This is a genomic window from Methylomonas sp. 2F7 (assembly GCF_057126975.1).
The window spans coordinates 2,750,832-2,763,675 of sequence record NZ_CP195203.1 but is presented as its reverse complement, the minus strand read 5'-3'; the positions used below and the strand labels follow the sequence as shown (position 1 = coordinate 2,763,675).

Sequence of the window (12,844 nt, the reverse complement as noted above, 5' to 3'; positions counted from 1 at the left end):
GCTGTTATGCGGCATGTTAGCTTCGTCATTCAAAGCCTTTCTAGATTCAGATCAACGAAAGTCTGTTGTCGAGAAGCTGACTAAGTGGCTCAAGTCTCGGTCGTCACCCTTAACACCTCTTCCAAGGTGGTGATGCCCTGCAAGGCCTTAACCACACCATCCTCGTACATAGTTTGCATGCCTTCCTGAATGGCGGTTTGCTGGATCACAAACGCTTCTTCGTGCTTCATGATTTGTTTGCGTATCGTGTCGGTCATCGTCAAAAATTCGATGATCGCCAGTCGGCCCTTATAGCCGATGCCGTTACAGATGGGACAGCCGATCGGTTTGTGTAAGAGGATTTCGCCGGTCGGTTGCCACTGTCTAAGTTTCATTTCTTCGATCAGCGTTTCCGAAGCAGGATGGGCTTGTTTGCAATGCGGGCACAGGCGCCGCACCAAGCGCTGGGCCAGAATGCCGTTGATCGTCGAGCTAAGTAGGTATTCCTCCAGGCCCATGTCCTGTAAGCGGGTGACACCGGCGGCGGCATCGTTCGTGTGCAGCGTGGACAGCACTAAGTGACCAGTCAGCGCGGATTGCACGGCAATTTTGGCGGTTTCCAGGTCACGCATCTCGCCGATCATGATCACGTCCGGGTCCTGGCGGACGATGGAACGCAGCGCCGAGGCGAAAGTCAGACCGATCTGCGGTTTGGCTTGAATCTGGTTGATGCCTTCCAGCTGATATTCCACCGGGTCTTCGACGGTGATAATCTTGCGTTCCGAGGTATTCAGAGTTTTTAAAGCCGCATACAACGAGGTGGATTTACCGCTACCGGTCGGACCGGTAATCAGCAAAATGCCATGCGGTTGCGCCAATACTTCCATGAAACGCTCGGCTTGTCTGCCAACGAAGCCCAGGGTTGCGAAGTCCAGTACCGCGTTCTCCTTGTCCAGCAAGCGGATGACCACGCTTTCACCGTGCAGGGTCGGTATCGTCGAGACCCGTAAATCCAGCTCCTTGCCTATCATTTGCAACTTGATGCGGCCATCCTGCGGCAAGCGCCGTTCGGCTATGTTCAGTTTAGCCATGATCTTGATCCGCGACAGCACCGCGGCGGTGGAGGCAACCGGCGGCGAGTCGATGTCTTGCAATACGCCGTCGATGCGTAGGCGTACTTTCAGGCTTTGTTCGAACGGTTCAATGTGTACGTCGGAGGCCCGACTTTCCACAGCTTTTTGCAGGATGAAATTCACCATCTTGATGATCGGCGCTTCGCTGGCCAGGTCCTTCAGGTGTTCAAGATCTTCGCTACCTTCGTCCTCGACGTTAAGGTTATCCAGCAGCTTGTCCATTTGCGACTTGCCTTCACCGTATTGCAATTCCAGCGCGGCGTCGATTTCCGAAAGTTGGCCGATTTGCAATTTAATGGGTTTGCCGGTGGCGAGTTGCAGAGCTTGGGTGACGTAGTCGTCTTCTGGGTCCATCACCGCGATTTGGATGTGTTCGTCGTCCGCCGCCAGACCCACCGCATGGTATTGCTTTAAGAAACGCTGGGAAACGCTATCCGGCAGCGGCGTTTGCGGCGGGTAGCGTTCGGGGGGGACGCGAGCAATGCCGCTGGCTTCGGCGAAGCTGACGGCGATGTCGCTGTCCGAACACAAACCCAGTTTGATCAGTAGTTGCGGCACGGAGTCGTCCAATGCCGATTTTTGCATGCGGCGGACTTTACCCAAATCGCTGTCGGAGAGTTTACCCTTGCTTTTTAACAAGCTGAGAAAAGCGGCGTATTTTTCGGATTTTTCGACGGTTTCCATGTTCACTGTATCAGCCTAAACTTGCAGAACTCGGGCGCATTGTAGCGATTTTCCACACAGTCCGGCAGTAATTGTTTGTAGCGCGGTGACTCTTTTACCGCGTTAGAGTGGGAATGTTGAACTGCTCGAACAAATCCTTATTTTTGGGATAGCGAGTGTCGGGGGTCTTTGACTCGCTGTTTGCGGGCCGAGTCAATAGACAGATACCACCGTTTTGGCGGCAAGGACTACACTAGGACTCTTTCAGGTAGAGGATGTAAACGGCGGAAATATGCGAAGAATCAGAGCAATAACATGTGTGCCCTTGGTGTTGGGCTTGTGCAGCGCTTGCGGTGCGGATTGGCCGCAGCGCCTTGGCTATCATGCCGTGCAGAACGCGGGGCAATTGCAGTGCCAAAAAGCCATGGCTAACGATTGCGAACGGCGGCAGAGTTACGACGCGTATCAGCGCGAGCGGGAGCAGATGCAATAGAAGTTAAATACTGTTCAACAATGACAATTCCGCCGGATGCGGCAGCATGTAGAAAGAGTTGTCAATAAACTCATCGGGCTCTCTGCGGAAATGATGGCGGAGCAAGGTGAGCGGTACGATCAGTGGCAATAAACCAATTCGATAGTTTTCGATGGTTTCCACCAGTTCCTGTTTGTCATCGCTGTCCAGCTTGTGTTTCAGGTAACCCTGAATGTGTTGCAACACATTCACATGATTGCCACGGGTGGCGACGATTTTTAGGCAGGTCATCAGCGCAGCGATGTAGGCGGCGGCGGTATTTTCAATGTCCGCGTTGGTGACGCCGGCAATAATCCGCCCCAGCTCGCGGGCCTGATTTTGCTCGTGACTCATCGCGATTAATTTATGCCGGCTGTGAAAGGTGATCAAACTATGCGCCGACAAACCTTGTTCGCATAAATCCTGCCAGCGGCGCATCACAAACACCCGTTGGATAAAGTTTTCCCGCAGTCCGGGGTCGCCAAGCCGGCCTTCTTCTTCCACCGGCAGGCTAGGGAAGGTGCGCTGCAAATAGTCTGCGAATATGCCGGTGCCTTGCCGCGCGGGAATGTCGTTTTTATAGACTTTCACTCGGGTCATGCCGCAACTGGGCGAGTCCTTTTTAAGGATGTAGCCGCACAAGCCGCCCAGCCAGTCGTGTTGCCGTGCCGAAGCTTGTTCCAAGCGTTCCGTTACGTCCAGACTATGATCCTTGACGCCGACGCAACGGATGCCGTCGGCGGTTTCCCGCAATTGCACGCAGGGACGCGGGATCCCCAAGCCGGCTTCGACTTCCGGGCAGAAGGCTCTAAATTCGAAATATTGTCCCAGCGTGCGCTCTATATAGCTGTGATACTTATGCGCGCCGTCGTAACGCACTTCCTGGCCTAATAGGCAGGCACTGATGCCAACCGAAATTTTCTGCATGCTTAATCCTGCTTACTGCTTGGGGTGTTGGTCAAAAATCAGTTTCTCGGTGGCAAAGCCAAGGGCTTTTGCCTGCTGAATCAGCTCTTGGAGGATGCTCGGTGGCAATTCCGGGCTGCGGGCCAGTATCCATAAATAATCGCGATCCGGGCCGGCGATCATCACATACCGGTAGCCGGTTTTATCTAGCTCAATGATGTTATAGGCGCCGTAAAACGGCCCAAAGAAAGATACTTTCAGGCGGCCTATGTCCGGTTTGTCGATAAAGTAAGCTTTGCCTTCGGCGATTTTTCGTTGGCCTTGCTCGGCGTCGTAACCGCTGTTTAACACCTTCACGCCGCCGTCATCGCGCAGGCTATATTCGGCGCTAATGTCGGTCAGGCCGCGCTCGAAGCTGTGATCCAGGCGGGCGATTTCGTACCAGGTGCCCAGATAGCGTTCCAGCTCGAAGCCGTCTATGACTTTTACGCCGTCCGGAATGCCGGTGCAGGCGCATAGCAGGCTTAATAACATGATCGATAGATAACGCATGGTTTACTCCGCGGTAGCCGTGGTATTGCCCAGGGCTTTGAATTGGGCTTTGATCAGCTGGCTTTGTACGGCGTGGTCAACCCTTGGCCGAGGGTAGTCGCCGGCTTGCGGATGCTTATCCCATTTGTGAATGACTTCTGCCGGGAAGCGTTGTAACTCCGGAATCCAAGTCTTGATATACAGGCATTGCGGATCAAATTTTTTCTGCTGTAGCCAGGGATTGAAGATCCGGAAATACGGTTGCGCGTCACAGCCGGTCGAGGCGGCCCATTGCCAGTTGCCGTTATTGACGCAAGGGTCGTAATCTAACAGACGTTGGGCAAAATAACGTTCGCCCCAGCGCCAGGAGACGTGTAAATCCTTGACCAAAAACGAGGCAACGATCATCCGCAAGCGGTTATGCATCCAGCCGGTTTGGTTCAATTCGCGCATGGCCGCGTCCACAATCGGAAAGCCGGTTTGGCCGTTGGCCCAGGCCCAAAAGTCTTCTTGGCCGTTGCGCCAAAGCAAGCCGTCGTAACGTCTATCAAAGGCGTGACCGAATACATGCGGAAAATGAAAGCCGATATGGGTGAAAAAATCCCGCCAATAGAGCTGCCGGAGTAAGGGATGGTCGGGATCGAGTTCGGCTTGGATGCTGGAAAAAGCCTCGCGCACCGAGCAGCAGCCGAACTTTAAATAAGCCGACAGTTGGCTGGTAGCGGCCATGGCCGGAAAATCGCGGACGGCGAGGTAGTTTTTGCAGTTGCCGATGATGGCTAATCGATCCAGTGCCGCGTGTCGGCCACCGGGTAGCGCGTTTTGGTGCGGCTGTTGCAGTTGCTGTAGCAGCTCCGGTTTGTGGCCGGCATAGGCTTTTGCCGATAGTTTACCCGGTGCCAAGCGCTGCGGAGGCGATACCGGCTGGAGTCTGGCTTGCCGATGAAACGCGGTGAATACTTGATAAGGCTTGCCGTTGCTTCTTAAACTTTGCTCCGGTTCTGTCAGCAGCAAATCGGCTTGGCTGTGAAAAGCCAGATGCAGTGTTTTGCATTGTTCGCGCAGTTCGTTGTCACGTTGCCGGCTGAACGGACTGTAGTCGCGATTGACAAATACCGCTTCTATGCCTAAATCCTGCTTCAACGGCTCGAGGAGGTGCGCCGGCTGATCGTTGAAAATATACAGCAGGGCGCCTTGCTGTTGCAGTTGTTGCTGCAAATCGCTCAGCGACTCCAGCATGAATTGCAAGCCGGGCGTGCTTTGGTAAGGATGAGTTTCGATTTGCCGAGGATCGAAGATAAAGCAGGCGATGACTTGCCCGGAATCGTTTAGGGCGGCGTTTAGAGCCGTGTTATCTTCCAGCCGTAAATCGCGGCGGAAAATAAACAGCGAGGTTTTGTAGCGTTTTTTTGCCATCGGCTCAGCAGTCGCCCCAATGAATAATCATTTGTTGGCAATTAAACAGGATATTGGGGTAATACTGATAAATCACCCAACGCAGTAGCAAATCGAAATACGCCGCTACCGTCATCATGCGCGCGACTGCGGCCCAAATTCGGCTGGCGCCCTTGTCTGAACAGCGCCAAACGGCGCCGGTCCAATAAATCAGCGGCATCGCCATGATGATATGGATAGTCACCCAGCTGGCGACGGTGAAGTTGCCTTCGTTAATGCGATAGTCGATGAAAAACAGTACGGCGTTATACAGGATAAAAAACGGATAGAACGCGTCTTTTAACCGCAGGTAACCTAGCCAGCTCCATTGCAGGTAAAAATATAGCGTGGCCGGCGTGCGTTCTTCCCATTCCTGGGCGGGGGACGGCGTCAGATAAAAAACCAGCATGCCCAATGCCAGCGCCACCAACAGCGCTTCGTACCAGGTGACGAACGAGGTAAAGGCAAATAGCAGGGAAAGACTGTCAATCAACATAAAGATGCCCGTTTTTAAATCTAGGGTTTATGCAAAATATCGCGCAATGCGGTATCCAGCTGTGAATATTTAAATGCAAAGCCTTGCGCCAGTAACCGCTCCGGCAGCACTCGCTGGCTACCCAAGACTAGCGCGGCCATTTCGCCCAGCAATAATTTAAGGGGCGCTTCCGGTATCGGCATTAGCAGCGGCCGCTTAAGCACGCTGGCCAGGCTGGCACTGAATTGTTGGTTGTTGACCGGTTCGGGGGCTGTGGCGTTGTATGGGCCGCGCATTGCCGGTTGTTCTATCATCGCTTCGACAATAGCCAGCCAGTCGTGCAGATGAATCCAGGACATCCATTGCTTGCCATTCCCCAGGCGGCCGCCTAACCCCAAACGAAACGGCAACAACATGCGTTTCAGTATGCCACCATTATCACCCAGCACCAAGCCGGTGCGTATCAGGCAGACCCGGCTGCCGAATTTTTCCGCTTCTAAGGCTGCGGATTCCCAATCGGCGCACAACTGTTGGGAGAAATCGGCAATGCTCGCGCTGTTTTCAGTGAGGAATTTGTCGCCTTGATCGCCGTAAACGCCGATAGCCGAGCCGCTTACCACTGCTGGTGCGGGTTGGGTGGCTGATGCTATCCAGGCCACCAATTGTTTGGTTAATTTAATGCGGCTATCGCGCAATAGCTGTTTGCGTGGCTCGGTCCAGCGTTGATCGAAAATGCCCGCACCGGCCAGGTTGACCACCGCTTTAAAGCTGCCGGCATCCGGTAAGTCGGTGATCGAGCTAACAGCTTGAACGCTGTTGCCGAATGTGGCGAACACTTTTTCGGCGCTACGGCTTAGGATCGTCACCGCATAGTTTTTTTGGATTAGTTGTTTAGTAAGCGCACTGCCCAGAAAGCCGGTGCCGCCGCTAATTAAAATCGAGTTCGTGTTCATGACATTCTGCTCCAGAAACTAATAAGACTAAACCCTACCGTCTATTCAGGGCTTGGTGGGTTAATCGGATTCTGTATCGGGGGATGCGCGGCCTTTCGGAATCATCATTTGACTTAACTGCTTATTTTTAAACCAAATTACAGCGCGAAAACCCAACAGCATAAATATAAGAAGTAAATAGAATAATGGCTCGGCGAGATTACCTTTAAGCTGCCAGAAATAATGAATCATTGCCGCGCCGGCTGCTAGGTAAATAAATCGATGCAGTTTTTTCCAGCTCTTGCCCAAGAGTTTTTTGGACGCTTTAGAGGAGGTAATGCCCAATGAAAAAACGATAATATAGGCAATCAGGCCAAACCAGATATAAGAGCTTTCGAGAATATCGATACCGATGATTCGCCAGGCAAAAACTTGATCAACCGCTAAATAAACCAGGACATGCAAGCTGGCGTAAAAAAAAGCATATAAACCGAATAATTGCCGATACTCGGTCATGCCGCGCCATTTCGTGACGGTTTGTACGGGAGTAATAGCCAAGGTTATCCATAAAAACCGCAAGGCCCAGTCACCTAAACGAATATGTAGGGCTTGCATTTCATTTGAGCCCAGATTATCGAAGGCAATATCGAAAACGACCCAAAGCAGCGGGATAAAACACACCGCGATGGTTAAAGACCGCAAATTATTAATTTGCATAATCATTAGAAAAAATGCCTCAAATCCATATCACGATACAGGTGAGCGACCTGTTCGCCATACCCGTTAAATAGTTCGGTTTGTCGGCGGGGGGTAAAAAAGCCGCTGCCCAATAGCCGCTCGCTATTTTGGCTCCAGCGCGGATGCGGCACGTCCGGATTGACGTTGGCGTAAAAGCCGTATTCGTTGGGCGCAAACTTGTTCCAACTGCTAATCGGCGGCCTTTTCAGTAGTTCTATTTTGACGACGGCCTTGATGCTTTTAAAGCCGTATTTCCAGGGCACTACCAAACGCAGCGGCGCGCCGTTTTGCTTGGGCAAAATGTCGCCATACATACCGGTTGCCAGTATGGTCAATGGGTGCATGGCTTCGTCTATACGCAGACCCTCGACATAAGGCCATTCCAGCATCGCGTTATTGCGTTGCTTGGGCATGCTGTCAGGCTGATGAACCGAAGTGAGTTTTACGAACTTGGCGCTTGATAGAGGTTTTGCGGTTTTCAGTAAATCGCCCAGCGAAAAGCCTACCCAGGGCACTACCATGGACCAGGCTTCGACGCACCGGAAACGATAGATATATTCCTGTAGCGTATGTCTGCTCAGAATATCTTCCAACTGATATGTGCCGGGTTTTTCCACTTCGCCGCCGATCTCGACAGACCAGGGATCTACGCGCAGGATTTGGGCCAGGCTGCTGGGGTCTTCTTTGTTGAAGGCAAATTCATAATAGTTATTGTAATTTTTTGTGGCGTCCGCCGGCGTAACTGCTAACTCATGCGCCGAGAATGGGCTTTTGGGCACGGAGCTCCCTATCGGTTTTGAGGTGTCGGCCAAGCCGGTGCGGATGCTGGTGCCGGTCAGCATCATCGCCGCCATCGCTTTGATCAGAGTGCGGCGTTGCTGAAAAACCAAGGGATCGGTAATTTCACTGCCGGGAATAGTTTTTATTGTTTTTATAATCATGGCTTGATTACCGGTAACTTATCAAAGAAGTTCCATTAATTACTTTTTCCCTTTCGGAATCCAGCCCATTAATTGCCGGATTTTACGTTCGGTAATAAATGCCAGAGAAAACAGTTGAATAAAATTCTCCGCTTCAATCAAATCCAATCCTATATTGGCCGGTACCAGCTCTTTTCGGGTACCAAACATCCGATCCCAAATAGCCAACACTATGCCGTAGTTGCTGTCATGTTCGGAGCGCAAGGTGGAATGGTGAGTGCGGTGCAGGGAAGGGGTGATAATAACTTGGGAGATAGCTGCTTCGTTGGGGACCCGGATATTGGCGTGATGGAAAAATATGAAAAACAACTCGATGATTTCGATGGAAAGTACTAAATACGCATCCACGCCAATCACCACAACAAATACGCATTTATAAATTATTTCTAGGAATAAATCGAAAACATGGAAGCGAAAACCGGTGGAAACGTTAAAGCATTTATCGCTGTGGTGAACTTTGTGGAATCGCCACAAATACTCATACTTATGGCTGGCGTAATGCCAGATAAAAATAGCCAAGTCGAAAAAAGCGAAAGCCAGTAGCCATTTAACCGGGCCGTTACTCAGGCCGCTTAACAAGCCGTAACTGGCGAATTGCTGAGCAACCAGAAATAATGACGACGCTCTGAGCGCAGTTAATATTAAGTTATTGACCAAGAACGCCGTGGTATTGGTGACAAAGGACTCTTTATAAGTTTTGGTGGAAAACTGGCGATAAGGTTTGGTTTTTTCTATGATTAGCAACAGCACGAAAGCCAATATCGCCAGGCCAAATAAGGCTTCGTTAAAAAACAGGCCATCGTCGCCGTTGGCGTTTGCAGTTGTATTCATGGAGACCCTCTACAAAATATATTTATCGCACGGTAATTTAACTTCCTTGAATCGCATCCAATAGACTGGTTAATTCCTTTATTTCATTGTTAGCACTTACTTGCTCGGTAATATCATATTGCACGCCTAGATAATATATTACCCGATTCTTTTTATCCAATAACGGGGTTATCTTTAAACGATTGTGAAATAAAGTACCGTCTTTTTTGTAGTTTCTTAATGTCACTTCAACCGATTCGTGATTCTTCATGGCAGCAGCAATTTTGAAGCGCGCCTCTTGCTCTCTATCTTCACCTTGCAAAAAACGGCAGTTATGACCGATTATTTCGTCATGCGCATATCCGGTTAAACGTTCGAATGCTTTATTGGCGTATATTATAGGCGCGTCTTCAAGGTCCGGGTCCGCCAGCGTGACGCCGTTTACGCATTCGTCCAAAATAGCGGAAAGTACTTGCGGAATAAGCCCGCTATCTTTTTCAACAATAAAAGCCATGGTTAAACTCCGGGTTTTATAATAATTATGAGTTTGTATATGCTAGTTGCATTCTACTAATATTAAATTCTTAATGTTTTCGACGGTGCTTTCCGCACCGTCTTCAATGGCGCAACGAATTAACTTCTCAAAAGGTCGCATGAACACCTCAAGCTCCAAAAATTCAAATCGAAACGTCAAACGGGTGGGTTGCCGGTCTTCTTGAACGACTTCAAGAAAATAACTGTGCTTGTAAGGTTGGGTCAATCCTTGAAAGATAAGCTTGTTTTTGGGTTGATAATCGGTGATTTCAAAAACAGATTCGATTTCGCCGTTGTTATCGTTACGGATTTGTTTGGCCTTGGCGCCGACGAATACTTCTTTGCCGTCGAGAGGTTCAAAATCGACTACTTCAACAGCCCATTTTGGATAATTCTCAAAAAATTTTTCACCGACATAATGAAAAACATCGTCAACTGGTTTGTCGATGTCGATGCATGCCTCCCCGGCAACGGGCTTGTGTGAGTCAAACGGAAATTTGATGTGCATTTGATCGTTCCCCCTCGCGGAGCTTTCTGCTCGGCGTTGTTATAATTTTTCTGGACACGTGAAGCCTATAAAACTGTATTTTGATCTATGGAATTAAATCACTTTCAGGCGGTTAGGCTTTTTGTGTATTTACGCAGTATACCTCGATGGTGTTGATTTAGAGATGGCTTTACAGCTAAACAGTCGATTAGACCGAACTTTAAAAATAAAATATAAATTTGATTTATGGTCTGTGCTAAGCAAAGCCTATCATAATAAAGAGAAATACTTCAGCATCTAATTCTAGTCTATATTGTGTCAGAAAAATTAAAATCCCTAATTTTCCTGGTGCCGCATGGCCGCGCAGCCGCCATAAAGCAGGTGCGATAAGCCCGAGTAAATAAATAATTGCCGGTAGTTTTCGTCGATTTCAATTTGATTAATCGAGCAGTAAAATTCGAGCGAGCCGATCAGTAACAGCAGAAAAACGCCTAACGCGGCCAATGCTTCCGGGCTGTTACTTAATTTATAAAAACTGTAAGCTGCGATTTGGATTAAGCACAAATAAAACATCATTAACCGCATATTGTTTGCCAATGGACCGTACAGATCGCTACTATCTTCAAAAAAAAGCGTATTACCGAATATCGTCGCTGCACCGCTGATCAATAATAGAATCACCGCTACATTAAAATTAATCTGCAACAACAATTGCAGTAGATTCATGGTTTTTGTGGTTATCGATTGAGTATGCATATTGCTACCTCTGAAAAAAAGATACCCTCCAAGAGTACAGCGTTTGGAGGGTACATAGAGGAGGACTTTTAGGACGCCAGTACTTGTCCTTGATCCAGGTGACCGCCGGTTTCGTCGTTTATCGAGTCTTCAATCTCTTCAAAGGATTTTGGCTCTTCTACTTCGGGTTCCGGTGGTGCAAGTTTTTTGCCTTGCAGTAATTCATCGATCTGAAATTTATCGATGGTTTCCCAATCCATTAAGGCTTGCGCCATGTTGTGCAGCACTTCGATGTTTTCTTTCAGGATGGTTTCGGCGCGGTTGTAATTCGCATCGATTACTGCCCGTACTTCTTCATCGATAGTTTGTGCCATCTTTTCGGACATTGGCTTGGATTGCGGACCCATATAGCCGCCTTCGCTGTCGCCGTAATCCATGGGACCTAAACGATCCGACAAACCCCATTTTGTGACCATGTTTCTAGCCAATTGCGTAGCCCGCATGATGTCGTTGGACGCGCCAGTGGTGACCTTGTTTTTGCCGTAGATCAAAGCTTCCGCTACCCGGCCACCGAACAAACTGGCAATCTGGCTTTCCAGCTTGTCTTTGGAGGCGCTGTATTGATCGCGCTCCGGCAAGAACATGGTGATACCCAAAGCCCCGCCGCGCGGCATGATGCTGACTTTATACACAGGATCATGCTCCGGCACATTGCGGCCGACGATGGCGTGTCCGGCTTCGTGATAAGCGGTCATCAACAAATCTTCTTTGGTCATCACCATGGTGCGTTTTTCCACGCCCATAATCATTTTGTCGCGAGCTTTATCCAAGTCGTTCATGGTCACGACGCGCTTTTTGTTGCGGGCAGCGAACAAAGCGCCTTCGTTGATCAAATTGGCTAACTCTGCACCGGAAAAACCGGGTGTGCCACGGGCCAAGTCGTTGATATTGACGTCTTCCGCCAGTGGTACTTTCGCGCCATGCACTTTCAAAATTTGTTCGCGGCCTTTGATGTCCGGCAAGCCGACTTGCACTTGCCGGTCGAAACGGCCAGGTCTTAACAAGGCTTTGTCTAATACGTCAGCCCGGTTGGTAGCGGCGATAACGATAATACCTTCGTTGCCGCTGAAACCGTCCATCTCCACCAGCAGCTGGTTCAGGGTTTGTTCGCGTTCGTCGTTGCCGCCACCGATCCCGCTGCCGCCACGTTGCCGGCCGACTGCGTCGATCTCGTCGATAAATATGATGCAGGGTGCGCGTTTTTTGGCTTGTTCGAACATATCGCGAACCCTGGAGGCGCCGACACCGACGAACATTTCCACGAAATCCGATCCGGAGATTGAGAAGAAGGGTACGCCTGCTTCGCCGGCAATGGCTCTGGCTAACAAGGTTTTACCGGTACCGGGAGGGCCCACCATCAGTACGCCGCGCGGAATTTTGCCGCCAAGAGCTTCGTATTTGCCTGGTTCTCGCAGAAAATCGACCATTTCCACGACATCTTCCTTGGCTTCCTCTACGCCGGCTACGTCGGTAAAACGCACTTTGATTTGGTCTTCAGCCATCAATTTAGCTCGGCTTTTGCCAAAACCCATCTGGCCGTCGCGTCCGCCCATTGCGGCCTGCTTGCGCATGAAATACACCAGCACCATGATCAGCAACAAGGTCGGAGCCCAGGAGATGAGAATATTCATCAGGGTAGATGGTTGTTGTGGCTTCTCAACTTTGATTTTCACGCCATATTCCAGGAGCTCGTCGATCATGCGCGAGTCGTTGGGATTGTAGGTCGCGAAACGCGTGCCGTTTTGCCGATGCCCTTCGACGTTATTGCCGTCGATCACCACTTCCGTGACCACTTTATTACGTACATCTTCGATAAAGTCCGAATACGAAATTTCAAAATGCGGGTCGTATTCCGGCATGTTGCGATTCATCACCGCCGACACCACCAACCCTGCTGCGAGCAGGATGGTGATAAAAATGAACATTTTTTTCATGA

General features: G+C 50.0%; 14 protein-coding genes. 1 reads left to right on the top strand and 13 read right to left on the bottom strand.

Annotation, left to right across the window (positions count from 1 at the left end; genetic code table 11):
• Positions 1 to 89: 89 nt before the first annotated feature.
• A complete protein-coding gene (gspE, locus tag ACR64Q_RS12310; protein WP_026601130.1) occupies positions 90 to 1,796 on the bottom strand; it encodes a type II secretion system ATPase GspE in 1,707 nt (568 codons plus the stop codon).
• A 271-nt stretch (positions 1,797 to 2,067) separates the two neighbouring features.
• Between gspE and ACR64Q_RS12305 the strand changes: the two genes are divergently transcribed.
• Complete coding sequence (locus tag ACR64Q_RS12305; RefSeq protein ID WP_313735006.1) at positions 2,068 to 2,268, top strand: hypothetical protein; 201 nt, start codon at positions 2,068 to 2,070, stop codon at positions 2,266 to 2,268.
• Between the two features lie 3 nt (positions 2,269 to 2,271).
• Here the strand turns inward: ACR64Q_RS12305 and ACR64Q_RS12300 are convergent, their stop codons facing one another.
• The 12 genes from ACR64Q_RS12300 to ftsH all read right to left on the bottom strand — a co-directional run bounded on the left by ACR64Q_RS12300 (position 2,272) and on the right by ftsH (position 12,842).
• Positions 2,272 to 3,213 carry a YbgA family protein gene (locus tag ACR64Q_RS12300; RefSeq protein WP_313735005.1) on the bottom strand — a complete coding sequence of 314 codons (942 nt, stop codon included), beginning with the start codon at positions 3,211 to 3,213 and terminating at the stop codon, positions 2,272 to 2,274.
• Between the two features lie 12 nt (positions 3,214 to 3,225).
• Entirely contained in the window at positions 3,226 to 3,744 is a 519-nt protein-coding gene (locus ACR64Q_RS12295; protein WP_313735004.1) for a lipocalin family protein, read from the bottom strand.
• 3 nt (positions 3,745 to 3,747) lie between these two features.
• Positions 3,748 to 5,139 carry a cryptochrome/photolyase family protein gene (locus ACR64Q_RS12290; RefSeq protein ID WP_313735003.1) on the bottom strand — a complete coding sequence of 464 codons (1,392 nt, stop codon included), beginning with the start codon at positions 5,137 to 5,139 and terminating at the stop codon, positions 3,748 to 3,750.
• A 4-nt stretch (positions 5,140 to 5,143) separates the two neighbouring features.
• Positions 5,144 to 5,653 (bottom strand): hypothetical protein, encoded by a 510-nt coding sequence (locus ACR64Q_RS12285; RefSeq protein WP_313735002.1) that lies wholly within the window; start codon positions 5,651 to 5,653, stop codon positions 5,144 to 5,146.
• A gap of 20 nt (positions 5,654 to 5,673) precedes the next feature.
• The gene (locus ACR64Q_RS12280; RefSeq protein ID WP_313735001.1) at positions 5,674 to 6,585 is read right to left on the bottom strand and encodes a TIGR01777 family oxidoreductase; all 912 of its coding nucleotides are present in this window, start codon (positions 6,583 to 6,585) and stop codon (positions 5,674 to 5,676) included.
• 60 nt (positions 6,586 to 6,645) lie between these two features.
• Positions 6,646 to 7,287 (bottom strand): protein-methionine-sulfoxide reductase heme-binding subunit MsrQ, encoded by a 642-nt coding sequence (locus ACR64Q_RS12275; RefSeq protein ID WP_026601124.1) that lies wholly within the window; start codon positions 7,285 to 7,287, stop codon positions 6,646 to 6,648.
• Complete coding sequence (gene msrP / locus ACR64Q_RS12270; protein ID WP_026601123.1) at positions 7,287 to 8,243, bottom strand: protein-methionine-sulfoxide reductase catalytic subunit MsrP; 957 nt, start codon at positions 8,241 to 8,243, stop codon at positions 7,287 to 7,289. Before msrP ends, ACR64Q_RS12275 begins: the two co-directional genes overlap by 1 nt.
• A 39-nt stretch (positions 8,244 to 8,282) precedes the next feature.
• Positions 8,283 to 9,113, bottom strand: coding sequence for a sterol desaturase family protein (locus tag ACR64Q_RS12265; protein ID WP_313734999.1), 831 nt, complete (start codon positions 9,111 to 9,113; stop codon positions 8,283 to 8,285).
• 37 nt (positions 9,114 to 9,150) lie between these two features.
• A complete protein-coding gene (locus ACR64Q_RS12260) occupies positions 9,151 to 9,606 on the bottom strand; it encodes a PAS domain-containing protein (RefSeq protein WP_026601121.1) in 456 nt (151 codons plus the stop codon).
• A gap of 42 nt (positions 9,607 to 9,648) precedes the next feature.
• Complete coding sequence (locus ACR64Q_RS12255) at positions 9,649 to 10,134, bottom strand: SRPBCC family protein (protein WP_020482232.1); 486 nt, start codon at positions 10,132 to 10,134, stop codon at positions 9,649 to 9,651.
• A 315-nt stretch (positions 10,135 to 10,449) separates the two neighbouring features.
• Positions 10,450 to 10,839: a hypothetical protein gene (locus ACR64Q_RS12250; protein WP_081733901.1), complete on the bottom strand. Its 390-nt coding sequence runs from the start codon at positions 10,837 to 10,839 to the stop codon at positions 10,450 to 10,452.
• Between the two features lie 98 nt (positions 10,840 to 10,937).
• Positions 10,938 to 12,842 carry an ATP-dependent zinc metalloprotease FtsH gene (ftsH, locus tag ACR64Q_RS12245; protein ID WP_026601119.1) on the bottom strand — a complete coding sequence of 635 codons (1,905 nt, stop codon included), beginning with the start codon at positions 12,840 to 12,842 and terminating at the stop codon, positions 10,938 to 10,940.
• Positions 12,843 to 12,844 lie beyond the last annotated feature (2 nt).